The organism is Mesorhizobium terrae (assembly GCF_008727715.1).
Classification (GTDB): Bacteria; Pseudomonadota; Alphaproteobacteria; order Rhizobiales; family Rhizobiaceae; genus Mesorhizobium; species Mesorhizobium terrae.
Map to the genome: position 1 here is coordinate 1,467,220 of NZ_CP044218.1, position 26,091 is coordinate 1,493,310.

Here is a 26,091-nt window from a genome sequence, read left to right on the forward strand (position 1 = left end):
ACGCTCTCCGCCGTTTCTTGATAATTCTCAACGAGGGTCAATCCGTCAACGCGCCGTTGCTGCATGGGCGGGAATGCGCGGCGCGCCGACATCACATTGACGGGGAAGCCATGCAAACTCCATCCAAGGCCTTCGGACAAACCCAGCGGCCGCGCATCACCGCCTTGTGGATCGTAACCCTGATCCTCATCGCCTTTGCGCTGTTGTTCCAGTCCGCCTGGAAACTGTACCCGCCAGGGGGCGTCGACCTTCAGCTGACCATCAGGATCGCCGGCATATGTTTGATCGGTACGGCGATCCTGGGTCGGCTGTGGTGCACGCTCTATATCGGCGGGCGCAAGTCGATGGAGCTGGTCGATGTCGGCCCCTATTCGATGTGCCGCAACCCGCTCTACGTGTTTTCGATCATCGGGGCAGCTGGCGTGGGCGCGCAGACCGGCAGTCTCGCCCCGGCATTGCTCTGCGCCATCGTGGTTCAAGCCATCCTGTTCAGGACCGCGATGCGCGAGGAAAATCTGCTGCGGGCGAATTTCGGAAAATCCTATGACGACTACCGGTTGCGCGTGCCGGCGTTTCTCGCCGACAGGCGGCTGTTCGTCGACCTTGATGTTGTCGAGATCGCGCCACGACGCCTTTATGGCACGCTGGCCGACAGCCTCGTCTTCCTTGTCGCGGCGCCGGCAATGCTGCTGGTCGAATATCTGCAGGACGAAGGCTACCTGCCGGTACTGTTCACCCTCTATTGAGGCATCGCGCCGGAAACCAATCCCCGATCGGCCCGATTGAGCGTCGTTGGCGCAACCAAAAGTTTCCTTTTCCTCTCGCCAAAAGCCCGGCCAACAGGTAGTTGGCCGTCGGCCGAACGATTGGCGTGAAGGATTGTCGAACCCATGGCGCCGTCCCTCCTTCGGGCCCTCGCCCCCAAGAACGTCGTGGTAGCCGGCATCCTGCTCATGCTGGCCGGCGACTTCATGTTCGCCCTCAACGACGCCATGGGCAAATGGCTGGTCACCAACTTCTCGGTCGGTCTCGTCGTGGCTGTTCGCTCGATCGGCGCCTTCATCATCCTGGGGCCGATGATCGCCAGACAGGGCGCGGAGAAACTCGTCCGCGTGGAGCGACCCGGCATCCAGTTGCTACGCGCCATCATGACGACGGTCGATACCGGATTGTTCTATGCCGCTGTGGTGCATTTGCCGCTGGCCGATGTGATGAGCTTCTACATGGCCGGGCCCATCTATGTGGCGGCGCTGTCGCATTTCATGCTTGGCGAGCGGATCGGCTGGCGCCGATGGGCCGCCATCCTGGTCGGCTTCTGCGGCGTGCTCGTCATCCTGAACCCATCGACCGCCGCCTTTTCGCTCTCGGCCATTTTCGCCTTCATCGGCTCGGTAGCCTTCGCGCTGTCGATCGTCTACAGCCGACAGTTACGGGGAACTCCCGACACCACATTGGTGACCTGGCAAACAATTGCCGCCCTGGTGGCAGGTCTCGTCTTCGCCGTCGGCGACTGGCGCGCCCCCGGCGTCTTCGACATCGGCGCCATGCTGTTGCTCGGTGTCGTCTCCTGCGCGGCGCATCTGATGATCACACGGGCGCTGAAGCTGGCGCCGGCCTCGACGCTGGCGCCGCTGCACTACAGCCTGCTGTTGTGGGCCGCCGTGTTCGGCATGGTGTTCTTCGGCGATGTGCCCGGGCCACGCGTGCTCGTTGGCGCAGCCATCGTCGTCCTGGCCGGACTGTTCATTTTCCATCGTCAGAAGGTGGTGGACACGGTGCCGCCGGAGAACGTGCCGAAAGGCGTCAACTAGACTCCAATCGGATCAGCCGACGAACCCGGCCGTCTTGTGGCTGCCGTCGCAGAAGGGTTTGTTCCGCGAATGGCCGCAGCGGCACAGGAAGACCTTGGTGACGCGGTCGACCGTGCGGCCGGTGCCGCTGACGATCTCGAGATTGCCTTCCACCTTGAGAGAACCGTTGGGCTGGGGCGTGACCTTGATGGGGCCATTGCGCGCTTCCAGCGCAACCGAGTCTTTCGACGCCGGCTCGCCGGTGGCGGCGAAACCGGCCTTGGTATGGCTGCCATCGCAAAACGGCTTGTTCTCCGAGGCGCCGCAACGGCACAACGTCGCGCGCAGCATGAGTTCGCCATTGATGTCCATCTCGGCATTGAAGGCGAGCGGTCCGTTCTCGCGCACCCGGACCAGATTGACCACCGGTGCCGGCTCGTCCGGTCCACCATCCTTGCGGCGGTAGGTGATCGCGCCGGACGGGCAGGAATGGGCGACGCCGACGACCGCCTCGACCGAGCCGGCCTCGGGATGGATCCACTGACCCGGCGCATTGGGAACGAAAACCTCGGGATGGCCGAGCACACAATTGCGCGAATGGATGCACAGTTTGCTGTCGAAACCGATGTCGATGTTCTCGCCTTCGACGAATTTCCGCACCATTGGGTAGCTCCTCGGCTTGCCTGCGAGAAACCTAATGCAAGGCGAATGGCGGCGGCAAGCGCGGACTGCGGCAGGCGACCCGATTTGGTGCCGAACTGGCCATCAGGGCAGGCCTTTCGCCTGCCCGTGCCGGCTATGCCTTGATGCGGCTCATGCCCGGATCATAGAGCGGCTCAAGATGCAGATGTGCCGGCACTTTTTGCGTGGCGACGACCAGTTCGTAGCTGCCCTCGCGCAGGAATTTGTCGTCCACGCCGGCCGCGTTGCGGACATAACCGTAGCCGATGTTCTTAGCCACCGTGTAGCCGTAGCCGCCGGAGGTCAGATAGCCGACCGGCTCGCCATTGCGCAGGATCGTCTCGCGGCCAAGCAAGACAATATCCTGATCATCCACCGTAAAGCCGGCAAAGCGTTTGACCAAAGGCTGCCTGGCGACCTTTTCAAGTGCCATACGACCGAGGAAATCCATGTCGGTCTTCAGCTTCACCGCCCAACCGAGACCCGCCTCGAACGGTGTGTCGTTCGGCGTAATGTCGGAGCCCCAGGCGCGATAGCCCTTTTCGAGCCGCAGCGATTCCAAAGCGCGATAGCCGACCGGGCGAATGTCGTGCTCCTTGCCGGCCTGCATCAGCGCATCGAACACCTCGCCGGTAGCCGCGATGGGCACATGCAGTTCCCAGCCGAGCTCGCCGACATAGGTGACGCGCAGCGCCCGCACCGTGTGCCCGGCGATGGCGATCTCGCGCACGTGGCCGAAGGGGAAAGCTATGTTGGAGACATCCGCCTCCGTCACCTTCTCCAGCACCTTGCGCGCATCCGGCCCCATCAGGGACAACGTGCCGAAGGCTTCGGTGACATCGACCAGACTAACGTCGAAGTCCGCGCCGATATGGTCGCGGATCCAGGCCAGATCATGGGTGCGGAAGCCAGTGCCGGTGACGATGTAAAACCGGTCGTCGGCCAGGCGTGCCACCGTGAGGTCCGCCTCGATACCGCCGCGCGTGTTGAGAAGCTGCGTATAGGTGAGCCTGCCGACCGGCTTGGCGACATCGTTGGCGCAGACCCAATCGAGCGCCCGACCGGCATCGGTCCCCGTCAGCTCATATTTGGCGAAAGACGACTGGTCGAAGATGCCCACCTTGTCGCGGACATGGCGATGCTCGTCGCCAACCGGGCCGAACCAATTTTGGCGACCCGTGGAGTAGACATCCTTCGCCTCGGTACCCTCAGGGGCGAACCAGTTCGGCCGTTCCCAACCGAGCTTGGAGCCGAAGACTGCACCGTGCTTCTGCAGGCGCTGGTAGAGCGGAGAGACGATACGCGGCCGGCCGCTGTCATACTCCTCGTGCGGGAAGCCGATCGTATAATGCTTGCCATAGGCTTCGAGCGTGCGGTCGCAAACCCATTGGCGGTCGCGGTGCAGGTCGGAGAAGCGGCGGATATCGACCACCCACAGATCGAGCGGCGCCTCGCCATCCACCACCCATTTCGCCAGCACCCAGCCAGCACCGCCGCCCGATGCGATGCCGAAGGCGTTGAAGCCGGCACCAACGAACATGTTGGCGCATTCCGGCGCGACGCCGAGAATGAAGTTGCCGTCCGGCGTAAAACTCTCCGGGCCATTAATCATCTGCTTGACGCCAACGGTCTCCAGCGCCGGCACGCGCGCGATGGCCTGCGTCATATGCTGTTCGAAATGATCGTAGTCGTCGTCGAACAGGCGGAAGGCCCATTCATCCGGCACGTCGCCACCCGGCAGGCCGGTCTCCCAGGCCTGGGGGTTCGGCTCATAGCCGCCCATGACGAGGCCGCCTACCTCTTCCTTGAAGTAGGTGCGGCGGTCGGGATCGCGAATGGTGGGCGCGTCTGTCGCCAGACCTGGAATCTTCTCGGTGATGATGTACTGGTGCTTGACCGGCTGCAGCGGCACGTTGATGCCGACCATGGCGCCAACCTGCCTGGCCCACTGGCCGGCGCAGTTGACCACCTTTTCGCAGGCGATATCGCCCTGGTCGGTTTTGACCGCAACGATGCGGCCGTCATTCATGTCGAAGCCGGTCACCTTGATCTTCTCGATCAGCCGGGCGCCGTGCATGCGCGCGCCCTTGGCCAGCGACTGCGTGATGTCCGACGGGCTCGCCTGACCATCGGTCGGCAGCCAGCTGGCGCCGACAAGGTCGCCGGTTTCCATCAAAGGCCACATCGCCTTGACCTCGGCCGGCGACAGAAGATGCATGTCCATGCCGAAGCTGCGCGCGGTGGTGGCCAGCCGTTTGAATTCGGTCCAGCGGTCCTGGTTGGTGGCGAGACGCAGGCAACCGGTCATCTTCCAGCCGGTGGCGAGGCCGGTTTCGGCCTCGAGGCCCTTGTAGAGATCGACCGAATATTTGAGCACGCGGGTGATCGAGGCCGAGGAGCGCAATTGCCCGACCAGTCCGGCAGCGTGCCAGGTGGAGCCCGAGGTGATGGAACCCTGTTCGAGTAGCACCACATCGGCCTTGTGGTCGCGGGCCAGATGATAGGCCGTCGAACAGCCGATAATGCCGCCGCCAATGACGACGATCTGGGCATGGCTTGGCAGGGTCATGGCAGGACTTTTCCGTATTTAGAGCTGTAGCTTTCGAGCGCCGCATCAAGGCGGGCGAGGTTTTCGCCGGTGTAGGCGACGTAGTCGGCGCCCGGTGCGTCGAGATAAAGTTCCGAAACCATGCTCCACATCGCTTCGCGCAGAAGCGAGGCGCATTGCATGGCGGCGAAGGACCGGCGCACGGCCTCGTCTGGTCTGTGGCCGAGATAGGCGCCCAGCAGCGCGTCTGCCTCGGCCTGGGGCATGCCGGCGTTCGATGCGATCCCGGCGAGGTCGAACATGGCGGTGCCAAAACCGGCATACTCAAAGTCGATCAGCCAGAGCTTTTCGCCATCGTCGAGAAAATTGGCCGGCAGCAGATCGTTGTGACCGAAGACGATCGGCAGCGGCGCCTGCACGCTCTCCAGCTGGTCCGCCAAGGCGAGATAGCGCGGCAAGGCCGGCGTCATGCGGCTGTTTCCGGCACGCAGCGTGCGCGCATAATCGCGAATGACGTGAAACACCCAGAAGATGAAGCCGGCGCCGGAGACGTGGTTGGGCATTTGCCGGTGAAAGTCGCGCATCAGCCTGGCAATGCGCTCGCCATTGGCGCGCACGTCCTCAGCACCATAGGTTTTGGCACCGAGAAACTCCGTGACCATCACACCAGGCTCGGCATATTCGACGGCCGGCCCGAAACCGGCGGCCTCCGCCGCCCGCGCTGTCATCAGCTCGCGCTCGCGCAAGACATGATGGAACGGATAGTCGCGCCCCAAACGGACGACATGCTTGCCGGCGGCGTCGGTGACCAGCAAATTCTCGTTGCTGAGCCCGCCCGACAGCGGCGCGACCTGAATGCCGCCCTTCCAGCATGGCAACCCGCGAATGCGATCCTCGCTCGTCGTCACGTCCTCTCCATTCGGCCAACGGTCTCCTTGCCGGAGACTTCTCGACACCCTGACGCCGCCGTTCCCAGGGCGGAGCCATCCTTCTTCGTCGTCAAATTCGGATGACATAGGCCAGGTTGTCAACGCAAATCTGTGGCTTTTTCTGTTTTTATGACCGTTCTTGTTGTTTTCTGCCGCGCGAAGCCGTACAAATCGGTCACATCAACCATGGCAGATGAGTTCGACCGGTGAACCATTCGAAGCGGCATGGCGAAATCCTGCGCCTCCTCAAGGAGGAAGGCACTGTAACCATTGCCGATCTCGCCGAGAGGCTCGGCGTTTCGCTCGAAACGGTGCGGCGCGACGTCAAGCCACTGACCGACGATGGGTCGGTGTTCAAAATGCATGGCGCCATCAGCCTTCCAGGCATTGTCGGCGAAGCGCCGTTCGAACGGCGCATGCGCGAGAACGCCGAGGCCAAGCGGGCCATCGCCCGCATGGTTGCGGCAACCATCCGCGACGGCGAATCGATCATGCTGGACTGCGGCACCACCACCAGCTTCCTGGCCCGCGAACTGGCCGGGCACCGGCGGCTGACGGTTGTCACCAACTCGTCCGACATTGCCCGAACGCTGGCCACCACCAATGGCAACAAAGTCTACATGGCCGGCGGCGAACTGCGACCCGATTCCGGCGCCGCATTCGGCGTCTCGGCCATCGACTTCGTCCGACGCTTCGGCGTCGATCACGCGGTGATCTCGGCAGGCGCCGTGGATGCCACGGGCGGGGTCATGGACCACGACCTGGAGGAAGCCGAATTCGCGGCCATGGTGCTGTCGCGCGGCCAGCGCTCCGTGGTCATCACCGACCATACCAAGTTCGGCCGCCAGGGCCTTGTCAGGGTATGCGGCTTTTCTGGTTTCTCCGAACTGGCGACCAATCAGGCACCGCCCGCCGATATCGCCGCCGCATTGGAGGCCGCGGGCACGCGGTTGCGCGTAGCAGCCAATGGCGGGCAAAACCCGGCCTGAACGGCCCTTATCTTTTCTTGATGTCCGCCCGGCCAAATCCCAATCGATATTTGACCGGAAGCGGGAGCATTGTGCGCACTCCTGAAATTCGGAGAAGCATCGTGCTCGACCTCGCCTACCTAGCCCTCGGCATAGGATCCTTCGTGATTTTCGCGCTTTACGCACGCGCGCTGACCAGGCTCTGAGGGAGGCAATCATGATGGAAGCCTTACTCGGCCTCGTCGTCGCCATCGCGCTCGGCGTTTATCTCGTCGTGACGCTGCTGCGGCCCGAAAAATTCTAAAAATCAATCCTTGAGAGTTCCGCCATGTCTTTAATCGGATGGCTGCAGATCGGCCTACTCTTTCTCATCGTCCTATTGCTGATCAAGCCGCTTGGCCTGTTCATGGCAAAGGTCTTTTCCGGTGAACGAACCTTTCTTTCGCCCGTGCTCGGCCCCGTCGAACGCGGCTTCTATTCCTTGGCGGGCGTGGACCCCAAGAAGGAGCAGGGCTGGCTTGCCTATGCCTTCTCCGTCATCGCCTTCAGCGTGATGGGCCTTGTCTCGCTCTACGCGATCCTGCGCCTGCAGGCATATCTGCCCTACAATCCGCAAGGTTTTCCCGGCGTTGCGCCCGACCTTGCCTTCAACACCGCCGTCAGCTTCGTGACCAACACCAACTGGCAGTCCTATGGCGGCGAAACCACGATGAGCCATTTCAGCCAGATGGCTGGCCTCACCGTGCACAACTTCGTCTCGGCCGCGACGGGCATTGCCATGGCGCTTGCGCTTACCCGCGCCTTCATGCGCTCGCACGCAACGACGGTCGGCAATTTCTGGGTCGACCTCACCCGCTCGACGCTCTATGTGCTTTTGCCGCTTGCCATCATCGTCGCCATCGCCTTCGTGGCCATGGGCCTGCCGCAGACGCTTGACGCCTCGGTGACCGCGACGACGCTCGAAGGCGCCAAGCAGACCATCGCGCTCGGACCAGTCGCCAGCCAGGAAGCGATCAAGCAGCTCGGCACCAATGGTGGCGGCTTCTTCAACGTCAATGCCGCGCATCCGTTCGAAAACCCGACGGCGCTGTCCAACTATCTCAACATCGTCTCGATGCTCACGATCTCGGCGGCACTGGTCTACACCTTCGGCCAGATGGTCGGTGACCGCCGCCAAGGCTGGGCCTTCATAGCCGCGATGGCGATCCTGCTGATCGCCGGCGTCGGCGTTATCTACTGGGCAGAAGCGCAAGGCAATCCGATCCTGACCGCGCTTGGCCTCGACAATGCGCTCGGCAATATGGAGGGCAAGGAAGTCCGCTTCGGCCAAGCGATGACCGCTGCCTATGCCGCCGTTACCACCGGTCTTTCCGACGGCGGTGTCAATGCCATGCACGGCTCGTTCACCGGTCTGGGCGGCATGATACCGATGTTCCTGATGCAACTCGGAGAAGTGCTGCCGGGCGGTGTCGGCTCGGGCCTCTACGGCATGCTGGTCTTCGCCATTCTCGCCGTGTTCGTCGCCGGACTGATGGTCGGCCGCACGCCGGAACTGCTCGGTAAGAAGATTGAAAGCCGCGAGATGAAATACGCCATGCTGGCCGTGCTCATCCTGCCGCTGTCGATCCTGGTCTTCACCGCGTTTTCCGCCATGTTGCCTTTCGCGGTCTCCGCCATCGGCACCAACGGACCGCACGGCCTGTCCGAGATCCTCTATGCCTATACGTCGGCGACCGGGAACAACGGTTCAGCCTTCGGCGGCCTCTCGGCGAACTCGCCCTGGTACAACACCACGCTCGGCATCGCGATGCTGCTCGGCCGCTTCGGCTACGCGATCCCTGTCCTTGCCATCGCCGGCTCGCTGGTCGGCAAGACCAGGACGACGGCCTCCGCCGGCACCTTCCCGACCCACACGCCGCTCTTCGTTGGCCTGCTCGTCGGCATCATCCTCATCATGGGCGGTCTGCAGTATTTCCCCGCTCTCGCCCTCGGCCCCATCGTCGAGCATTTCGCAATGCTGGCCGGCCAGACTTTCTAAAGGACATCATTCATGTCGACCGCAGTACACCACAAGCTCTTCGAACCGGCCATTCTGTGGCCGGCCCTCGGGCAGGCCTTTGTCAAGCTAGCGCCGCACAAGCTGATGCGCAATCCCGTCATCTTCGTCACCGAAGTCGTGGCGGCGCTGGTGACGCTGATGTTCCTGCGCGATCTCGTCGCCGCAGGCGGCAAGCCGCTCTTCTCCGGCCAGATCGCGATCTGGCTCTGGTTCACCGTGTTGTTCGCCAACTTCGCCGAAGCCGTGGCCGAAGGCCGCGGCAAGGCACAGGCCGACAGCCTGCGCCGCACCAAGTCGCAACTGACCGCCCGCAAGCTCCTCTCCGACGGTGGCTTTGACGTTGCCAGCATCCCGGCAACCGACCTCAAGGTCGGCGACCTGGTTCTGGTCGAAGCCGGCGAACTGATCCCCGGCGACGGCGAAGTGGTCGAGGGCATCGCCTCGGTCAACGAAAGCGCCATCACCGGCGAGTCCGCGCCTGTCATCCGCGAATCCGGCGGCGACCGCTCGGCCGTCACCGGCGGCACGCAGGTGCTGTCCGACTGGATCAAAGTGCGCATCACCGCCGCACCCGGCTCCTCCTTCGTCGACCGCATGATCGCGCTGATCGAAGGCGCCGAACGCCAGAAGACGCCGAACGAGATCGCGCTGTCGATCCTGCTTTCCGGCCTCACTTTGGTGTTCCTCATTGCCGTGACGACGCTTTGGGGCCTGGCCGGTTATTCCGGTACGGTGCTCTCGATCACTGTGCTTGCCGCACTGCTGGTGACGCTGATCCCGACCACGATCGGCGGCCTGCTTTCGGCCATCGGCATCGCCGGCATGGACCGCCTGGTGCGCTTCAACGTCATCGCCACCTCCGGCCGCGCTGTCGAGGCGGCGGGCGACGTCGACACGCTGCTGCTCGACAAGACCGGCACCATCACCTTCGGCAACCGCATGGCGACCGAGTTCCTGCCGGTACCTGGCGTTCGCGCCGAAGAACTGGCGGAAGCCGCCATGCTGGCCAGTCTCGGCGACGAGACGCCGGAAGGCCGTTCGATCGTGGCGCTGGCCACTGGCGAATACGGTTCGACTGCGCCGACGAAGCAACCCGACAACATCGTGCCGTTCGCGGCCGAGACCCGGCTGTCGGGCGTCGATCTCGGCAACCGCCATCTGCGCAAGGGCGCCGTCGATTCGGTGCTGAAATTCACCGGCCTCGACGAAGCACACGTGCCTTCAGCCTTCCGGCAGGCGGTGGAGGTTGTCGCACGCACCGGCGGTACGCCGCTGGCGGTCGCCGAAGGCAACAAGCTGCTTGGCGTCATCCACCTGAAGGACGTAGTGAAGCCCGGCATCAAGGAGCGTTTCGCGGCGCTGCGCGCCATGGGCATCCGCACGGTCATGGTCACCGGCGACAACCCGGTTACGGCGGCGGCAATCGCTTCCGAGGCCGGCGTCGACGATTATCTCGCCGAAGCAACGCCTGAGCAGAAGCTTGGCTATATCCGCAAGGAACAGGAAGGTGGCAGGTTGATCGCCATGTGCGGCGACGGCACGAACGACGCCCCGGCACTTGCCCAGGCAGACGTCGGCGTGGCCATGCAGACCGGCACGCAGGCGGCGCGCGAGGCCGCCAACATGGTCGACCTCGATTCCAGCCCGACCAAGCTCATCGAGATCGTCGAGATCGGCAAGCAATTGCTGATGACGCGTGGTTCACTGACCACTTTCTCGATCGCCAATGACGTCGCCAAATACTTCGCCATCATCCCGGCGCTGTTCGTGGCGACCTATCCGGCGCTGGACTATCTCAACATCATGCGGCTGTCGTCGCCGGAATCGGCGATCCTGTCGGCGGTGATCTTCAACGCCCTCATCATCGTGGCGCTGATCCCGCTGGCGCTCAAAGGCGTCGCCTACCGTCCGGTCGGTGCCGCCGCACTGCTGCGCCGCAACCTCATCGTCTACGGCGTCGGCGGCCTGATCCTGCCCTTCGCGGGCATCAAGCTGGTCGATATCGCCGTGTCGGCTCTTCATCTGGTGTAATCATGACAACTTATTTGCGCCCCGCCTTTGTCCTCATCGTGCTGTTCACGGCCCTGCTCGGCATCGGCTATCCGCTCGCCATCACCGGCATCGGACAGATAGCCCTGCCTGCCCAGGCCAATGGCAGCCTCATCAAGCAGAACGGAACCGTCATCGGCTCCGAACTGATCGGCCAGAACTTCGCCAACGATCGCTATTTCTGGCCACGCCCTTCGGCGATCGGCAGCACGCCCTACGACGCCGGCAACTCCAGCGGTTCCAATCTCGGCACCACTTCGCAGAAGCTGAAGGACCGCGTTACGGGCGACATCCAGCGCCTGCATGCTGCCGGCATCGCCGGGCCAGTGCCGACCGATGCCGCAACCACCTCGGGGTCCGGCCTCGATCCGCACATTTCGCCCGACTTCGCACGCGACCAGATCGCACGCGTTGCCAAGGCGCGCGGACTGCCGGAAACCGAAGTGGCCAAGCTCGTCGACGACACCGCCGAGGGCCGGCTGCTCGGCCTGATCGGTGAGCCTCGCGTCAACGTGCTGAAACTAAATCTCGCGCTGGATCGGCTAAAGTCTTAAATCTACTGAATGGCCGATAGCGACCGACACAGAGAGAATAGAGCTGACCCCGACGCACTGCTGGCGCTGGCGGACAAGCAGGAACGTGGCCGGCTGACCGTGTTCCTCGGCGCCGCGCCAGGCGTCGGCAAGACCTATGCCATGTTGTCACGCGCACGCCGCGTGAAGGAGGATGGTGGCGACATCCTGATCGGCCTGGTGGAGACGCATGGGCGCGGCGAGACCGCCGCGCTCCTGGAAGGGGTTGAGATCCTGCCGCGGCGCAAGATCGCCTATCGCGGCCACACGATCGAGGAATTCGACCTCGACGCTGCACTCGCCCGTCATCCGCAAACCATCGTCGTCGACGAACTGGCGCATACCAACGCGCCGGACAGCCGCCATCCCAAGCGCTACCAGGACATCGACGAACTGCTCGCCGCCGGCATCAATGTCTGGACGGCTCTGAACATCCAGCACCTCGAAAGCCTGTCCGACGTCGTTGCGCAGATCACCGGCGTGCCGGTGCGCGAACAGATACCCGACACGGTCCTGAAAAAAGCCGACGAAGTGCTGCTGGTGGACCTGCCGCCGGCCGAACTGCTCGAGAGATTGAAGGAAGGCAAAGTCTACCTGCCGGCCAATGCGGTGCGCGCCGCCGACTCCTTCTTCCGCCTTGGCAACCTGACTGCATTGCGCGACCTGGCGCTCAGGCGCACCGCCGACCGCGTCGACGACCAGATGGTCGACTATCTCAAGCAAAACGCCATCGAAGGGCCGTGGCCCTCGGCGGAGCGTCTTCTGGTCTGTATCGGCCCCGACGCGCTCTCCGAAAAGGTGGTGCGCACCGCCAGCCGGCTAGCATCCGGCCTCAACGCGCACTGGCTGGTGGCCTCGATCGAACCCGTCGACCGCGCCGTTTCCGACCAGGCCGGGGAACGCCGGCTAGACGAGACTTTCCGCCTCGCCGAAAGGCTGGGTGCGGAGACGCGCCGGGTCAAGGGCGCCGACTTCGTCGACGAGATCCTGCGGCTGGCCCGCCGCGAACACGCAACGCAGATCGTCATCGGCGGACGCAAGCAATCGTTCCCGTTCAGGCTGTTCCGCCGTTCGCTACCCGACGCGCTGATGGAGCGGGCCTCGGGCCTCGGCGTCTATGTCGTCACCGGCGAAGAGGAGATGCCGCCGCCGGCTGCTCCCGCCAAGCCGCGCGCGCTGATCTTCCGCATCCTGAAGGATGTTGGGCTCGCGGCAGCGATGACCGCGGCGGTCACGATCCTCGGGCTGGCGCTCGACGAAGTCGTGCGCCTGCCAAACATCTCCATCATCTACCTCCTGGCGGTGCTCGCCTCCGCAATCAGCGCCGGCTACGCAGCGGCGATCGCCGCCGCGCTGTTTTCGGCGCTCGCCTATAATTTCTTTTTCATTCCGCCGATCTACACACTGACGATCGCCGAACCGCACGAGGTCTTCGCGCTGTTCGTGTTCCTAGCCGCGGCCATGCTGACCGGCGGGCTGACCTCGCGCCTGCGCGAGCAGGCGAAAGTGTCCGGCGAAAGGGCCATCACCACGCAAGCGCTCTACGACTATTCGCGCAAGCTTTCCGGCACCTCCAAGCAGGACGACGTCGTCTGGGCAACGGTGACGCAGTTGCAAGGCGCGCTGTCGCGCACCGTAGCCCTGCTTCTGCCGGATCAGGGTGAGTTGCGCCTACAGGCATCCTGGCCACCCGACACCGAACTCGGCGTTTCCGACATGGCCGCCGCGCGTTGGGCCTTCGAGAAGCGCGAGGAAGCCGGTAGCGGCACCGGCACCTTGCCGAACAGCGTCTTCCGCTTCATCCCGCTGACCAGCCCCCACGGCGTCGTCGGCGTCTGCGGCATCCAGCAGAATGGAGAAATTCTCGACGGCAGCGAAGAAAGGATGCTGATCGCCATTCTCGATCAGTCGGCGGTTGCCATCGACCGTGCGCGGTTGTCCAAGGAAAGGCTGCAGCAGGCAGCAGCCCTCGAAGGCGAACGCTTCCGCTCGGCCCTGCTCGCCTCAGTCTCGCACGATCTGAAGACGCCACTGGCGACCATAACCGGCGCGATCACCAGCCTGCGCGAATTCGGCGACAAGATGGACAAGGGAAGCCGCGACGACCTTCTGGTTTCGATCGACGAGGAAAGCGCAAGATTGGCGCGCTTCCTTGCCAACCTGCTCGACATGACGCGCATCGAATCCGGTTCGGTCGAAGCCAAGCGCGACTGGGTCGATGTGGTGGACGTCGTCCGTTCCGCAGTCGAACGGTCGCAAAAAGCATTCCCCGGTCGGGCGATCGAGGTGCAGCTGGCGCCCGAACTGCCGCTGATCCGCGGCGACAGCGTGCTGCTTGGCCAGGTGCTGTTCAACCTGATCGACAATGCCGACAAATATGGCGGCGCCGATCCGATTCGTATCTATGCGCGGCAGGAAAAGGACGAGGTCACGCTCTCGGTGGTGGACATGGGTAAGGGCATTCCAGAAAACGACCTTGATCAAATCTTCGAAAAATTCTTCCGGCGCGGCAAACCGGACGGCCGTGCCCCCGGCACCGGCCTCGGCCTGCCGATCGCGCGTGGTTTTGTCGAGGCCATGGGCGGCACGATCAAGGCCGAAAGCCCGGCGCAGAAACGGAAGGGTACGCGCATGATCCTGCGCTTCCCCGTCGAGGCCGTACCCGCCGAAACCGAGGTCGCCTCGTGAGCGGTTTCCGGGTGCTGGTCGTCGACGACGAACCGCAGATCCAGCGTTTCCTGCGCCCCGCGCTGACCGCAGCCGGCTACGAGGTCATCGAGGCCGGAACCGGAGCGCAGGCGCTGAAAGCGATCGCCACCATGGCGCCGGATCTCATCATTCTCGACCTCGGCCTGCCCGACATGGACGGCAAGGAGGTGGTGCAGAATGTGCGCGGCTGGTCCGAATTGCCGATCATCATCCTGTCGGCACGAGACCGCGAGAGCGAAAAGATAGCCGCGCTCGATCTCGGCGCCGACGACTATATCGAAAAACCGTTCGGCATCGGCGAGCTTACGGCGCGCATCCGCACGGCGCTGCGCCACCGTACCCGCGAAGACGGTGGCGTGACCGAGATTTCAGTGGACGGGCTGCATATCGATACCGTGCGGCGGCTCATCACACGTGACGACACGCCGATCCACCTGACCCCGAAGGAATACGACCTGGTACTGATGCTGGCGCGCCATGCCGGGCGTGTCGTTACCCACAAGGCTTTGCTGACATCCGTCTGGGGGCCTGCCCATGCCGACGACCTGCATTATCTGCGGGTCTTCGTCGGCCAGGTGCGCGGCAAGATAGAACGTGACCCGTCTTCTCCCGCGATCATCCGGACAGAGCCAGGCGTCGGTTATCGTTTTGTCGGGGAGGACGCCTGAGCCTGCGACGCGCCCCTATCGCGGTTCAACACGAAGTCAATCCGTCTCGTGCCTGCAACTGCTCCGGGTTGCCGCGACTTCCGCCAACAGCCATTCGCGAAAAGCCTTGATCTTGGGCACGTTGCGGCGCGAGGTCGGATAGGCGAGCCAGAAGGCATGGCCGTCGTTGCCGACCAGATCGAAAGGCTGGATCAAACGTCCGTCGGCAAGCTCTGCCTCGAAGAGTTCACGAGTCAAAATAGCGACACCGTGGCCAGCGACAGCGGCACTTGCCTCATACATCTGCGCGCCCATGCTGCTGGCAGGCCGTGAAGCAAGCCCCGTCGCGTCGACGCCAGCCAACTGGAACCATTCCTTCCACCAGATGTCACTCGGGTCGAGGATCGGCAGGCGCAGGAGATCCGCCGGCTCCCTCAGGCCGATGCTCGCGGCGAGAGCCGGACTGAGCATCGGTGTAAAATCGGCCGCGAACAATTTGTGCGTATCCGTGCCAGGCCATTTGCCTCCGCCGGAGCGAATGGCGACGTCGACATCCTCGCGCGCAAAGTCGACGAGCCTCGACGACGTATTCAGACGGACTGCGAGCGAAGGATGTGTCATCTGGAACGCGCCAAGCCGCCGCGCCAGCCAGTTGGATGCGAAAGTCAGGATGGTGCTCACACACAGCACCCCCTCCGCGCCAGAACGCGCTGCCGAATAGGCATCGCTGATCGTCTCGAACGCGTCGCTGATTGCTGGCGCCAGCCGCTGACCGACCTCGGTCAATTCGATGTGACGTGGGTGACGCAGGAACAGGGCCGCGCCGACCCGCTCTTCAAGCAGCTTGATCTGATAGCTGACGGCCGCCTGGGTCATGCCGAGTTCACCTGCCGCCTTGGTGAAACTCAGGTGACGGGCAACCGCCTCAAAGGCGCGCACGGCGGTGAGCGGGGGAAGCTGCTGCAACATTTGCCATAAGCCCTCTTTATAGGCTCCTCTCGACGTTCAATTGGAATCAAAGCCGAAACAGCCCGATATTTCCTTCCAACACATCAGATGCATTTAGGCATATCGGAGATTGTTCGCCATGACCACGTTGCACGACTTTCTCCTGTCGCATTCCAGTCGGAGCTGGTTGTCGTGGCTGGCTGATGGTTTTGGCTGGAAGCGGCACGCCCGCACCTATCTCGACATCCGCGAACTCTCGCCGCATCTGCGCCGGGACCTCGGCATCACCGACGGTACGGATCCTGTCGGCCGGCGCCAGTGAAACCTGTCTGCATCAACCTACGCCGACATAACGTTTGACCGCGGCGGGATCGGCACGCAGCGCCGCCGCCGTCATGGTCTCGCGGTTGCGGCCGTTCTCGATGAAGGCGACGCGGTCGGCGACGGCCAGAACTGCCTCGACACGCTGCTCGACCAGAATGGTGGAAACGCCGAGGCCGCGCAATTTGGAAACCGTCTCGCGAATCTTCTCGATCATCGACGGCATCAGCCCTTCGGTGGGTTCGTCCAGCAGCAGCACCTCAGGCTCCAGGCAGAGCGCGCGCGCCATCGCGAGCATCTGCTGCTCTCCGCCAGACAATGTGCCCGAACGCTGGTTCAAGCGCTCCGCCAGGCGAGGGAACAGGCCGAGCACCATATCGCGGGTCGCCTTGCCCTTGCCGCGCGCCATCAGCCCGATTTCGATGTTCTCCGCCACCGTCATTTCGGCGAACAGGCGTCGACCCTGCGGGACATAAGCGACACCGGCCTTTGGCACCTCGTGTGCCGGCAGTCCGGTCAATTCCCGCCCGTTCAGCCTGATCGAGCCAGCCGTCGCCGGGATCAACCCCATGATCGCCTTCAGCGTGGTGGTCTTGCCGGCACCGTTGCGGCCGAGCAGGCACAAAACTTCGCCCTTGGCGAGGGCCAGGCCAATGCCGTGAAGCACTTGCACTTCACCGTAAGAACAGTCGAGCCCGGCGATCGCGAGCAGCTCAGACATGCGCGGCTCCCAGATAGGCTTCCTGCACCTGTTCATTGGCGCGGATTTCGGCCGGGCTGCCTTCGGCAATGATCTTGCCGGCGTCGAAGACGGTGATGCGATGGGCAAGTTGCATGACCACCGGCATGTTGTGTTCGATGATCAGCACCGTGGCATCGCGGGCGATTTCGCGTACCAAGGCGACGAACCCCTCTATCTCGCCGTCCGACAGACCTTGCGTCGGTTCGTCGAGGATCAGCAGGCGCGGCGCGAGCGCCAGGCCCATGGCAATTTCCAGCAACCGCTGATGGCCATAAGACAATTGCCCAGCCAGCATCCCGGCGCGGTCGGCGAGACCGGTCCGCGACAGTGCCTCCATGACCCCGGCATGGACAGCGCCCCTGGAACGCCCGTCCGTCAACGTACGCTGCACCGACAAGGTAACGTTGTCGTAGGCGGAGAGGTTGGCAAACACGCTGGTGACTTGGAATGTATAGGCGATGCCAAGCCTGACCCGCTTGTATGCCGGCAGGTCGGTGATATCCGCGCCGGCAAACATGATGGTGCCCGCCGAAGGCTGAATGCGGCCGCAGACAAGGCTGACGAAGGTGGTCTTACCGGCGCCGTTCGGGCCGATCACCGCCCGGATCTCTCCCGGCATCAGGCTGAAATTGGCACCGTCGACGGCACGCAAGCCACCGAAGTCACGCGACAGACCGGTCGTCGTCAGCAACGGCGTCATGGCAGCCACCCGATCCAGCGGCGACGCACCGCGCCGAGAATGCCCTTGGGCGCGAACAGCACGAGCAGGATGAGCGCCAGTCCGACAATCAGCAGCCAGGCCGTGGTGTGGCTGCTGGCGATGTCGGTGACATAGTAGATGAACAGCGTGCCGACCAACGGGCCGAGCGTGGTCGCGACGCCGCCAGCCAAAGCCCATAGAAGCGGCAGGATGGAATACTGCACCGAGGCGAAATTGGCGCCGACATAGCCGAACAACAGCGCATAGGCGCCACCCGCCGCGGCGCAGATGACGCCTGAAAGCACCATTGCCGAGAGCTTGTTGGCGAAGGTGTTGTAACCCAGGAGCCGCGTGCGCTCCTCATTTTCGCGGATCGCCACCAGGACACGACCGAAGCGCGAGCGCACGACCGCAACCGTGGTGAAAAGCACGATCGAGAACAGGGCCAGCGCCGTCATATAGCGCACGGTCGGGTCGGTCAGATCGAGGGCCGTGCCGCCGATGTGGACGATGCGGTCGGCCTGCTGGACAACCAGACCCTGATCACCGCCGGTCCATGCCGAAAAATAGACGATGGCGAGCAGGAACACCTGCGCGAACATCATGGTGACGATCATGAAGGCAACGCCGGAAGTGCGAAGCGCAAGTGCACCGACCACCAGGGAGAGCAACGCACCGCAGCCGAGACCGGCGAGGAAGGCCGCCGGCACATTCCAGCCGAAATGATAGATCGCGAGGCCGCTGCCATAGAGGCCGGCGGCAAAGAACATGGCATGGCCAAGGCTGAGCAAACCGCCATAACCAAACAGCAGATTGTAGCCCATGGCGAAAACCGCCAGCACCATGATGCGGGCGAACAAGCCCTGGTGATAATCGGGCAGCAGAAAGTTCAGCGCGAACAGCACGACCACCACGGCGACATGCAACGCATAAACCCTGGCGGCCGGCGCTTCCGTCATCGGGCGGTCGTTCCGAACAGGCCTTGCGGGCGAAACACCAGCACCATCGCCACCGCCAGGGTTGCGATCATCTTGGCAAGCGTCGGCGAGAAGAACATCGAGACGATGCCATCCGACAGACCGATCAAAAGGGCTGCGATGATCGTGCCGCGCAGAGAGCCGAGCCCGCCGATGATGATGACGATGAAGGACAGGAGCAGCGGGTCCTGCCCCATCAGGTAATGTGCCTGACTGATCGGCACGATCAGCACGGCCGCCGTCGCGGCCAACATGGCGCCGAGCGCGAAGACGCCGGCATAGACGCGGTCGACGGGAATGGCGAAAGCCTGCGCCATCTCGCGGTCATACTGCGTGGCGCGCATGACGAGGCCGATCCTGGTTCGGGTGAGCACAAGCCAGGTCGAAACCAGCAGCAACGCTGAGGCGACGATGACAAAGAGCTTATAGCCGGAATAGCCGAACCAGGGCAGAAGCACACGATAGCTGAAGGGCGGCGCCACCGGGCGCGCCTCCGGTCCGTAGAAGCTCAGCGCAAGTTGCTGGATGATGTAGAGCAGACCGATAGTGGCAACGATGGTGGCTTCGGGGTCATAATTCAACCGGCGCAACACCAGCCGCTCCGAAAGACAGGCGACCGCCCCGACCACGAGCGGCGCCGCGATGAGCGCTGCGACGAAGCCAACGGCCGGGTGTCCGTCGAATGCCGTCGAAACCGCCCAGGCAAGCACCGCCCCCAGCATGAAGAACTCGCCATGGGCGACGTTGACTATGCGCATGACGCCGAAGACGAGCGACAGGCCGAGTGCGGTAAGCGCCAGCACCGCCGCGGTAACCAGGCCTTCGAGCGTTGCGAGAAGGAGATGAGGGCCGAAAGCCATTCAGCCGCGGCCCTCTTTCTCCGATGCGGATTTCACAAGCTGGTTCACAAAGGCTGCTTGGTATAATCGGCCTGCGGCTCGTACATGCCGTCTTCGATGGCGGTCTTGTGCACGACCATCAGCTTGCCGCCTTCCAGCTTGGAAATGTTCTGACTGCCGAAACACTGGTGGATCTTGCCGTTGAACAGCTTGCGGCCCTGCGGATGCTCCGGTCCTTCCTTGAACTCGGTCAGCGCCTCAGTAGCTTCAACCAGCTTGGCACGATCTTCCGGTCCCTTGTAGCCGGCATCCTCCATCGCCTTCTTGATGACGTAGAGCGTCTCCCAGCAGCCGAACATATGGGCGGCGGTCGAGACGTCCTTCGGATCGCCGACGGCGGCACCATTGTCGTCTATGCCGACGGCGGCACGGTAGGCTTTCTGCGCTTCCGTGTCGTCGGCCTGGGCGTAGCGTGGCGAACCCTCCCAGAAGTGGCTGCCGTTCAGATATTCGAGGCCCGGGCTGTTGATGTCGACCGCCTCCAGCGAATCGATGAAGCCGAACAGTTTCGGCCCGCTCGAACCGTAGAAATCGCCCAATTCCTTGACGAAGGTCAGCACCGCCGGACCGACCATGACGTGATAGATCGCATCGGTGTCGGAGGGGATCTGCGGAAAATACTTGGTGAAGGAGGATTCCGTCGGCGGAATGGCGATCTTGGCGATCACCTCCGCGCCCGCCTTCTGCAGGGCCGGCGGCAGGTAGTCGCGATGGTCGTAGCCGAAGGCGTAATCGGGGAAGATCATGGTGATCTTCTTGCCGGCATTGGCGGCGATCCATGGCGCCACCGAAGTGACCTGGGCGCGAACGTCCGTAATGCCCGGCTGGAACACGTAGCGGTTCAGCTTGCCGGACGCGACGTGATAGCCCTCCGACACGACATAATATGGAATTTTCAATTCGCCGGCGGTCGGCGCCGAACCCACCACCACATTCGAGAACAGCGTGCCGTAGACGATATCGACCTTGTGCTGGTTGGCGAGCTTCGCCACCACTTCGGCGCCACGGGCGGCGTCGGTGCCGTCGTCTTCGATGACGATTTCGACCTGACGGCCATTGATGCCGCCGGCGGCATTGATTGCTTTCACGGCGGCCGCCGTCGTTCTTTCATACCAGCGGCCATAGGCGGCGCCGATGCCGGTGCGATGTGCCTGGAAGCCGATCTTGATCGGCGCCGAGCTCTGCGCCTGGGCATAACGCACGAAGCCGGGGGCAACGGCGAGACCAGTACCGGCAGCCAGGCCTTTCAGCACGCCACGACGGGACACTGCGGTGTTTGCAAGATCGAAGAAGCGGCTTTTCTCAGTCATCGAGATCCCCTCATGGGCATTGACCTGCAGCCGGCGAAAGGCTGGGTGAAAATCGCGGCGCAAACCAATCACCAAACCTCGGTCATGGCAAGCGAGCATTCCGTGGCGTCAACCGACACGCCATGGTCGGCTCAGCCAACGGCCGGCGTGGCTAGAAGCCAGAGCCCGAAGACGGTATAGGCGATCATCAGGATCGTGAGCGGTATCTGCGTGAGAACGGCACGAACCGGGGACGGATCCAGCCTCGCGGCGAACACATGCGCGACAAGGACGGCGAGCACATGCCCGCAGACGATGGTGGCGGCCTGGATGTTCCATATCCACCAGGCAGCAGTCGCGCCGGCAACGATTCCCGCCTCGACCTGCATGTTCGCCGTGCCGAAAATATCCCACCCTCGCGCGAAGGGATCGGACAGCGCCACGAGCGCATACTGACCGTCGACAAGCAGCGCCGTCAGATAGTGCGCGACATGATAGGCGAGAGCGATCGGCACGATCGACCAGACGAGCAAGCCGGCGGCATTGGCGAAACCATGTGCCCTGCCGGCCAGGCGCAGGCCGAAGAAGACGGCTACGGCAAACAGCAACGCCAGGAGCAGAAAGGTCAGCACGAGACCCAGCGTAGCCGAACCGATCAGCGCCGTGCGCCCGGGGTATTCGAGAGGATTGACGCCGATCGAGCCGAGCCACAAGAACGTCTTGCCAAGCCCGTCGAAGGAAACCGACGACAGTGCGAGCAGCAGGAAGGCGACGCCACTCAACGGCAGTGATGGCGTGTCGAGCAGTCTTGCACCAGGCAGGTTGAGATAGAACCTGCCGTCCGCGCCACGGCCGACCATGGAAAAGCGCGCCAGCATCGAGAAAAAGACCGACAGGAACTCGCCGCGGCGGGCCCAGTTCTCATAACCGAACGCCAGCATGGCGATGAAGCCGACCAGCCAGTAGAGGCCGGCCGCAACGGCAAGCCGCGCGGGATCGTCCGGCGCCGGATCGACAAGTTCGAACCAGGCAAAGGCGAGGAACAACGCGAAGGCGGGCCAACAACCAGCGCCCCCTTTCGACGGTTCGTTGCGGACAAACCCCAGCCGCATCACCAGACGGTATGGCCCCTGCCATGGATTGAGCCAGGACCAAAGGTCACCCACCATTCCCTGCAGCAACACAAACCCGGCCCACAGAAGCGTCCAGACCGTCAGCGGAAGCGGATTGGAAAGAGGATCGCGACTGCCCCAGGAACCGGCAGCCAGCAGCAGTGCAAAGCCAGCGAAAGACAAGAGCCCGACTACCGTTTTTGCCCGATCGCCAAAGGTGAAGAGCGGCAAGCGCCACTGCCAGGCCCGTTCGAGGAAACCCGATGGCAGCAATGCCAGCACGAGAAAGGATGCACCAACCGCAAAGGCACCGCCGGCAATGTAATACCCTGTCGACAACAACAGGACATGGCCGCGGTCCGAAGCGTGGGCAAGGGCAAGGCACGGCCACAACGCACCGGCAAGTGTGAGGCTGAGAAACCGCAGGAACCTCACAGCTGCCTTCCGCCGGAAGTCATCCTGATTTTAGACTTTCACCAACTGCCTGACGCGCGCTTCCTCGCCGAAGATGCGCAGATAGCGGGCGATTTCCTTCGTGTCGCCTGTCGCCTTGGCCGGATTGTCGGAGAGCTTCACCGCCGGGCGACCATTGGCGTCCGTCACCTTGCAGACCAGCGAGATGGCGTTGAGCCTGTCGGTGGAGATCGGCGCGCAATCCTCGAAATCATTGGTCAGGTTGGTGCCCCAGCCGAAGGACATGCGAACCTTGCCCTCGAAATGACGATAGGTCTCGATGATGGTATCGACGTCGAGGCCATCGGAGAAGATCAGGAGTTTCTGCCTCGGGTCCCTGCCCTTATCGCGCCACCAGGAGATGATGCGCTCACCGCCTTCGACCGGCGGAGCGCTGTCCGGGCGGAAACCGGTCCAATCGGCCACCCAATCGGGCGCGTCTCGCAAGAAGGCAGCGGTGCCGAAAGCATCGGGAAGCACGATCAGCAGGTTGCCGCCATAATAACGCTGCCAATCCTGCAGGACCTTGTACGGCGCCTGGCGAAGCTCCGCCTCGGAATTCGCCAAAGCGGCGAGCACCATCGGCAGTTCGTGCGCGTTGGTGCCGAGCGCCTCAAGATCGGTATCCATGGCGAGCAGCACGTTCGACGTGCCGGTGAAGGCACCGCCGATGCCTTCCTTCAAGGCCTCCACGCACCAGCGCTGCCACAGGAACGAGTGACGGCGCCGCGTGCCGAAGTCGGAAATGCGGATTTCAGGGAGCTGTTTCAGTCGCTCGGTCTTGGCCCACATCTTGGCCTTGGCGCGTGCATAAAGCACGTCCAGCGCGAAGGGGCCGAATGCCTTCAGCGCAGCACGCGAACGCAGCTCGTTGATGATAGCAAGCGCCGGGATTTCCCAAAGCGTCGTGTACATCCATGGGCCGGAGAAGGAGAGTTCGTACTGACCGTCGCGCCTTGAAAGCTCGTATTCCGGCAGGCGGAAATTCTCCAGCCAGGCCAGGAACTCCGGCTCGAATATCTGCTTGCGGCCATAAAAATTGTTACCGCCCAGCCAGATCATTTCCTTCTTGCTGAAACGCAATGTCCTGGCATGATCGAGCTGCTCGCGCAGCTCGCCTTCGTCGATCTCGTCGGCAAGGCGCACGGACGTCGTGCGGTTGATCAGCGAGAACGTGGCGTCGACCTTGGGATACATGCCCCAGATCATCTGCAGCATCAGCAGCTTGTAGAAATCGGTGTCGAGCAGCGACCGCACGATGGGGTCGAGCTTCCAGGTGTGATTGTAGACGCGCCGTGCGATATCAGTCCTGGCCATGTCCGAAACCTGCTTCCGCTTCCGCCCTTACGACTACCAGACCGGCCTCATAGCATTGAAATCATGAACGCGCTGCCCCGCAATATGCCTGGCACAGAGGAAAACGGGCGCGGCAGTAACAGGCATCAAGACCTCACAAGCCGTCACCTCAATCGTCCGACCGCGCGACGACCTTGAGCACCGGGCGTTTGCGACGGGTGACAATCTGAGCCGCCGCGGCCGTGTCAGGGCGGCTGTCGGCCTCGGCCTTTTCGGCAAACAGCCAATCCACGAACACCTGCACGATGGGCGCGGACCGCATCTCGTTGCGGCACACCACGTAAAAATCGTCCACCGCTGGCACCGAGAGGCCGAACGGCACGATGAGTTGACCCCTGGCCAGCAAGCCGCTGGCCGTCATCGTGTCGCCCAGCGCCACGCCATGGCCATGCAGAGCCGCTTCGATGGACAGCCGGGCATCGTTGAAATGGTGGCGCCGGCAATTGCGCTCGAGGTCGAGCGCGTCGGCGGCGGCGAGCCAGGTGTGCCATTCGCGGCCGTCGTCACCATGCAGCAGCACATGGTCGGCGAGGTCCCGGATCGACCGGATCGGCCTGTTGTTGGCCAGCGTCGGACTGACCACCGGAAAGAGCTCGAGGCCCGACCACTTGCGAATCCAGCAATCGGTCCAGCTACCGTCGCCATAATGAACGCAGACATCGATGTCCGACGAGCGGATGTCACGCGGGTCGTTGGAGGCCACGAGCTTCAGCCTGATGTCGGGGTAACGCGATGTGAAGGCGCCGAGACGCGGGATCATCCACAAAGACAGCAGCGCCGGCACGCAGGAGACAACCAGCGCACCGCTGCTCGCCGGACGCGTCAACCGGGCCGCCGCCGCCGCAATACCCTCGAAGGCGCCGGATACCGCAGGCAGCAGTTCAGCACCATGCGGGGTGAGCTTGAGGCGGGAACCCACACGCTCGAACAACTTGACGCCGAGCGATTGCTCGAGCGCCTTGATCTGGTGGCTGACCGCGCCATGGGTGACATGGAGCTCGGCAGCCGCCTTGCTGAGCGAGGCGTGCCTGGCCGTCGCCTCGAAAGCGCGCAGGGGATTGAGCGGTGGCAGGCGTCGAGAGCTGTTCATACGCTTTATGTGAGCTTTCCTCACAGCGAGCGCTATAACAATATCAATTGATTTTCCATCCACACGCTCCGACAATCCGCGCCAATCACGCATAAAAAGACGGTATTGCAGGCAGCCGAAACGCTTTCGTGCACCGCTTTGGGGCACATCGGCATCCTGCCAGGAGGAGTTGCAGGAATGGGTTTCGACCGAGGCAAGCTCGACGCGTTGCGCCGCAAATATGGCGAGAGTCATGGCGGCGAGTTGTTCGATCCGAAATTCCGCCGCGTCGCCGACAAGATATTCTCCAAGAGCGGCACGCGGCTTGCCCCCTATTCGGGCATACCTACGTTCCTCTCCGCGCCCTATCGCGAGATTTCCGTCGACAGCCCGGACTTCGGCGACCTTCAGGTGGCGATGATTGGCGTGCCGATGGATCTCGGCGTCACCAATCGTCCAGGTTCCCGTTTCGGCCCGCGCGCCCTGCGCGCGATCGAGCGCATCGGCCCCTACAACCACGTGCTCGAATGCGCGCCGACGCATGAGATCAGGGTGGCCGATATCGGCGACGTGCCGTTTCGCAGCCGCTACCGGCTGGAGCTCAGCCATGACGACATCGAAAAACGCGTCGGCCAGATCGTCGACGCCGGCGTCATCCCGCTTTCCGTCGGCGGCGATCACTCGATCAGCCATCCGATCCTCAAGGCTGTCGGCAAGGACCGCCCGGTCGGCATGATCCATATCGACGCCCATTGCGACACGGGCGGCGCCTATGACCTGACCAAATTCCATCACGGTGGACCGTTCCGCAACGCCGTGCTGGACGGGGTGCTCGACCCGTCGCGCACCATCCAGATCGGTATTCGCGGCTCGGCCGAATATCTTTGGGAATTCACCTACGAATCCGGCATGACCGTCGTGCACGCCGAAGAGGTGACCGGCCTCGGCATCCCGGCCATCATCGAGAAGGCAAGGAAGATCGTCGGCGACGGCCCGACCTACGTCTCCTTCGATGTCGACAGCCTCGACCCGGCCTTCGCCCCGGGTACCGGCACGCCGGAAGTTGGCGGACTGACCACGCGCGAAGTGTTGGAAATCCTGCGTGGATTGAAGGGCCTCAACATCGTCGGTGGCGACGTCGTCGAGGTCGCGCCGCAATATGATTCCACCACCAATACGGCGCACGCCGGCGCACAGGTGCTATTCGAAATCCTGTCGTTGATGGTGTTCAGCCCGGCACTGAAAGGATAATGGCGCCAGACGATGGCGCTAT

23 protein-coding genes are annotated in these 26,091 nt (G+C 63.2%); 11 read left to right on the plus strand and 12 right to left on the minus strand.

Features of this window, described 5'->3' with window-relative positions; all coding sequences use genetic code 11:
• Positions 1 to 110: 110 nt before the first annotated feature.
• Entirely contained in the window at positions 111 to 746 is a 636-nt protein-coding gene (locus FZF13_RS08250; protein WP_024924196.1) for a methyltransferase family protein, read from the plus strand.
• 144 nt (positions 747 to 890) lie between these two features.
• Positions 891 to 1,811 carry a DMT family transporter gene (locus tag FZF13_RS08255; RefSeq protein WP_024924197.1) on the plus strand — a complete coding sequence of 307 codons (921 nt, stop codon included), beginning with the start codon at positions 891 to 893 and terminating at the stop codon, positions 1,809 to 1,811.
• A 12-nt stretch (positions 1,812 to 1,823) separates the two neighbouring features.
• On the opposite strand, the gene FZF13_RS08260 is transcribed toward FZF13_RS08255, so the two are convergent.
• From FZF13_RS08260 to FZF13_RS08270, 3 genes are all read right to left on the minus strand, one after another.
• Positions 1,824 to 2,453 (minus strand): CDGSH iron-sulfur domain-containing protein, encoded by a 630-nt coding sequence (locus FZF13_RS08260; protein WP_024924198.1) that lies wholly within the window; start codon positions 2,451 to 2,453, stop codon positions 1,824 to 1,826.
• A 133-nt stretch (positions 2,454 to 2,586) separates the two neighbouring features.
• Positions 2,587 to 5,040 (minus strand): GcvT family protein, encoded by a 2,454-nt coding sequence (locus FZF13_RS08265; RefSeq protein ID WP_024924199.1) that lies wholly within the window; start codon positions 5,038 to 5,040, stop codon positions 2,587 to 2,589.
• Positions 5,037 to 5,927 (minus strand): choline kinase family protein, encoded by an 891-nt coding sequence (locus FZF13_RS08270; RefSeq protein WP_024924200.1) that lies wholly within the window; start codon positions 5,925 to 5,927, stop codon positions 5,037 to 5,039. Before FZF13_RS08270 ends, FZF13_RS08265 begins: the two co-directional genes overlap by 4 nt.
• Before the next feature lie 227 nt (positions 5,928 to 6,154).
• Here FZF13_RS08270 and FZF13_RS08275 point away from each other — a divergent pair, with 227 nt between their 5' ends.
• The 7 genes from FZF13_RS08275 to FZF13_RS08305 all read left to right on the plus strand — a co-directional run bounded on the left by FZF13_RS08275 (position 6,155) and on the right by FZF13_RS08305 (position 14,973).
• On the plus strand, positions 6,155 to 6,937 hold the full coding sequence (locus FZF13_RS08275; RefSeq protein ID WP_024924201.1) for a DeoR/GlpR family DNA-binding transcription regulator: 783 nt from the start codon (positions 6,155 to 6,157) through the stop codon (positions 6,935 to 6,937).
• Positions 6,938 to 7,136: 199 nt separating this feature from the next.
• Positions 7,137 to 7,220 carry a K(+)-transporting ATPase subunit F gene (gene kdpF, locus FZF13_RS29585; protein ID WP_353889640.1) on the plus strand — a complete coding sequence of 28 codons (84 nt, stop codon included), beginning with the start codon at positions 7,137 to 7,139 and terminating at the stop codon, positions 7,218 to 7,220.
• A 24-nt stretch (positions 7,221 to 7,244) separates the two neighbouring features.
• Positions 7,245 to 8,954: a potassium-transporting ATPase subunit KdpA gene (gene kdpA, locus FZF13_RS08285; protein WP_024924202.1), complete on the plus strand. Its 1,710-nt coding sequence runs from the start codon at positions 7,245 to 7,247 to the stop codon at positions 8,952 to 8,954.
• A 12-nt stretch (positions 8,955 to 8,966) separates the two neighbouring features.
• Entirely contained in the window at positions 8,967 to 11,006 is a 2,040-nt protein-coding gene (gene kdpB / locus FZF13_RS08290; protein WP_024924203.1) for a potassium-transporting ATPase subunit KdpB, read from the plus strand.
• Positions 11,007 to 11,008: 2 nt separating this feature from the next.
• Entirely contained in the window at positions 11,009 to 11,578 is a 570-nt protein-coding gene (kdpC, locus tag FZF13_RS08295) for a potassium-transporting ATPase subunit KdpC (protein WP_024924204.1), read from the plus strand.
• Positions 11,579 to 11,587: 9 nt separating this feature from the next.
• The gene (locus FZF13_RS08300; protein ID WP_024924205.1) at positions 11,588 to 14,284 is read left to right on the plus strand and encodes a sensor histidine kinase; all 2,697 of its coding nucleotides are present in this window, start codon (positions 11,588 to 11,590) and stop codon (positions 14,282 to 14,284) included.
• On the plus strand, positions 14,281 to 14,973 hold the full coding sequence (locus tag FZF13_RS08305) for a response regulator (RefSeq protein ID WP_024924206.1): 693 nt from the start codon (positions 14,281 to 14,283) through the stop codon (positions 14,971 to 14,973). The genes FZF13_RS08300 and FZF13_RS08305 overlap by 4 nt, the downstream gene beginning before the upstream one ends.
• Positions 14,974 to 15,009: 36 nt before the next feature.
• On the opposite strand, the gene gcvA (FZF13_RS08310) is transcribed toward FZF13_RS08305, so the two are convergent.
• Positions 15,010 to 15,921 carry a transcriptional regulator GcvA gene (gene gcvA / locus FZF13_RS08310; protein WP_024924207.1) on the minus strand — a complete coding sequence of 304 codons (912 nt, stop codon included), beginning with the start codon at positions 15,919 to 15,921 and terminating at the stop codon, positions 15,010 to 15,012.
• 118 nt (positions 15,922 to 16,039) lie between these two features.
• Here gcvA (FZF13_RS08310) and FZF13_RS08315 point away from each other — a divergent pair, with 118 nt between their 5' ends.
• Entirely contained in the window at positions 16,040 to 16,222 is a 183-nt protein-coding gene (locus FZF13_RS08315) for a hypothetical protein (protein WP_024924208.1), read from the plus strand.
• A 12-nt stretch (positions 16,223 to 16,234) separates the two neighbouring features.
• Here the strand turns inward: FZF13_RS08315 and FZF13_RS08320 are convergent, their stop codons facing one another.
• The 8 genes from FZF13_RS08320 to gcvA (FZF13_RS08355) form a co-directional block, all read right to left on the minus strand.
• Positions 16,235 to 16,942 (minus strand): ABC transporter ATP-binding protein, encoded by a 708-nt coding sequence (locus FZF13_RS08320; RefSeq protein WP_024924209.1) that lies wholly within the window; start codon positions 16,940 to 16,942, stop codon positions 16,235 to 16,237.
• Entirely contained in the window at positions 16,935 to 17,663 is a 729-nt protein-coding gene (locus tag FZF13_RS08325) for an ABC transporter ATP-binding protein (protein WP_024924210.1), read from the minus strand. Before FZF13_RS08325 ends, FZF13_RS08320 begins: the two co-directional genes overlap by 8 nt.
• Positions 17,660 to 18,622 (minus strand): branched-chain amino acid ABC transporter permease, encoded by a 963-nt coding sequence (locus FZF13_RS08330; RefSeq protein ID WP_024924211.1) that lies wholly within the window; start codon positions 18,620 to 18,622, stop codon positions 17,660 to 17,662. The genes FZF13_RS08325 and FZF13_RS08330 overlap by 4 nt, the downstream gene beginning before the upstream one ends.
• On the minus strand, positions 18,619 to 19,500 hold the full coding sequence (locus FZF13_RS08335) for a branched-chain amino acid ABC transporter permease (protein WP_024924212.1): 882 nt from the start codon (positions 19,498 to 19,500) through the stop codon (positions 18,619 to 18,621). The genes FZF13_RS08330 and FZF13_RS08335 overlap by 4 nt, the downstream gene beginning before the upstream one ends.
• Before the next feature lie 44 nt (positions 19,501 to 19,544).
• On the minus strand, positions 19,545 to 20,849 hold the full coding sequence (locus FZF13_RS08340) for an ABC transporter substrate-binding protein (protein ID WP_024924213.1): 1,305 nt from the start codon (positions 20,847 to 20,849) through the stop codon (positions 19,545 to 19,547).
• 131 nt (positions 20,850 to 20,980) lie between these two features.
• Positions 20,981 to 22,375 carry a hypothetical protein gene (locus tag FZF13_RS08345; protein ID WP_024924214.1) on the minus strand — a complete coding sequence of 465 codons (1,395 nt, stop codon included), beginning with the start codon at positions 22,373 to 22,375 and terminating at the stop codon, positions 20,981 to 20,983.
• Positions 22,376 to 22,405: 30 nt separating this feature from the next.
• Positions 22,406 to 23,710, minus strand: coding sequence for a nicotinate phosphoribosyltransferase (gene pncB, locus FZF13_RS08350; RefSeq protein ID WP_024924215.1), 1,305 nt, complete (start codon positions 23,708 to 23,710; stop codon positions 22,406 to 22,408).
• 148 nt (positions 23,711 to 23,858) lie between these two features.
• Positions 23,859 to 24,839: a transcriptional regulator GcvA gene (gene gcvA, locus FZF13_RS08355; protein WP_024924216.1), complete on the minus strand. Its 981-nt coding sequence runs from the start codon at positions 24,837 to 24,839 to the stop codon at positions 23,859 to 23,861.
• Positions 24,840 to 25,016: 177 nt separating this feature from the next.
• Here gcvA (FZF13_RS08355) and speB point away from each other — a divergent pair, with 177 nt between their 5' ends.
• Positions 25,017 to 26,069 carry an agmatinase gene (speB, locus tag FZF13_RS08360; RefSeq protein WP_024924217.1) on the plus strand — a complete coding sequence of 351 codons (1,053 nt, stop codon included), beginning with the start codon at positions 25,017 to 25,019 and terminating at the stop codon, positions 26,067 to 26,069.
• Positions 26,070 to 26,091 lie beyond the last annotated feature (22 nt).

What these genes read in the sequence shown, in the direction of transcription:
- FZF13_RS08250 (WP_024924196.1), top strand. Translation starts at nt 111, where the DNA reads ATGCAAACTCCATCCAAGGCCTTCGGACAAACCCAGCGGCCGCGCATC.
- FZF13_RS08255 (WP_024924197.1), top strand. Translation starts at nt 891, where the DNA reads ATGGCGCCGTCCCTCCTTCGGGCCCTCGCCCCCAAGAACGTCGTGGTA.
- FZF13_RS08260 (WP_024924198.1), bottom strand. Translation starts at nt 2,453, where the DNA reads ATGGTGCGGAAATTCGTCGAAGGCGAGAACATCGACATCGGTTTCGAC.
- FZF13_RS08265 (WP_024924199.1), bottom strand. Translation starts at nt 5,040, where the DNA reads ATGACCCTGCCAAGCCATGCCCAGATCGTCGTCATTGGCGGCGGCATT.
- kdpF (WP_353889640.1), top strand. Translation starts at nt 7,137, where the DNA reads ATGGAAGCCTTACTCGGCCTCGTCGTCGCCATCGCGCTCGGCGTTTAT.
- kdpA (WP_024924202.1), top strand. Translation starts at nt 7,245, where the DNA reads ATGTCTTTAATCGGATGGCTGCAGATCGGCCTACTCTTTCTCATCGTC.
- kdpB (WP_024924203.1), top strand. Translation starts at nt 8,967, where the DNA reads ATGTCGACCGCAGTACACCACAAGCTCTTCGAACCGGCCATTCTGTGG.
- kdpC (WP_024924204.1), top strand. Translation starts at nt 11,009, where the DNA reads ATGACAACTTATTTGCGCCCCGCCTTTGTCCTCATCGTGCTGTTCACG.
- FZF13_RS08300 (WP_024924205.1), top strand. Translation starts at nt 11,588, where the DNA reads ATGGCCGATAGCGACCGACACAGAGAGAATAGAGCTGACCCCGACGCA.
- gcvA (WP_024924207.1), bottom strand. Translation starts at nt 15,921, where the DNA reads ATGTTGCAGCAGCTTCCCCCGCTCACCGCCGTGCGCGCCTTTGAGGCG.
- FZF13_RS08315 (WP_024924208.1), top strand. Translation starts at nt 16,040, where the DNA reads ATGACCACGTTGCACGACTTTCTCCTGTCGCATTCCAGTCGGAGCTGG.
- FZF13_RS08320 (WP_024924209.1), bottom strand. Translation starts at nt 16,942, where the DNA reads ATGTCTGAGCTGCTCGCGATCGCCGGGCTCGACTGTTCTTACGGTGAA.
- FZF13_RS08325 (WP_024924210.1), bottom strand. Translation starts at nt 17,663, where the DNA reads ATGACGCCGTTGCTGACGACGACCGGTCTGTCGCGTGACTTCGGTGGC.
- FZF13_RS08330 (WP_024924211.1), bottom strand. Translation starts at nt 18,622, where the DNA reads ATGACGGAAGCGCCGGCCGCCAGGGTTTATGCGTTGCATGTCGCCGTG.
- FZF13_RS08335 (WP_024924212.1), bottom strand. Translation starts at nt 19,500, where the DNA reads ATGGCTTTCGGCCCTCATCTCCTTCTCGCAACGCTCGAAGGCCTGGTT.
- FZF13_RS08340 (WP_024924213.1), bottom strand. Translation starts at nt 20,849, where the DNA reads ATGACTGAGAAAAGCCGCTTCTTCGATCTTGCAAACACCGCAGTGTCC.
- pncB (WP_024924215.1), bottom strand. Translation starts at nt 23,710, where the DNA reads ATGGCCAGGACTGATATCGCACGGCGCGTCTACAATCACACCTGGAAG.
- gcvA (WP_024924216.1), bottom strand. Translation starts at nt 24,839, where the DNA reads ATGAACAGCTCTCGACGCCTGCCACCGCTCAATCCCCTGCGCGCTTTC.
- speB (WP_024924217.1), top strand. Translation starts at nt 25,017, where the DNA reads ATGGGTTTCGACCGAGGCAAGCTCGACGCGTTGCGCCGCAAATATGGC.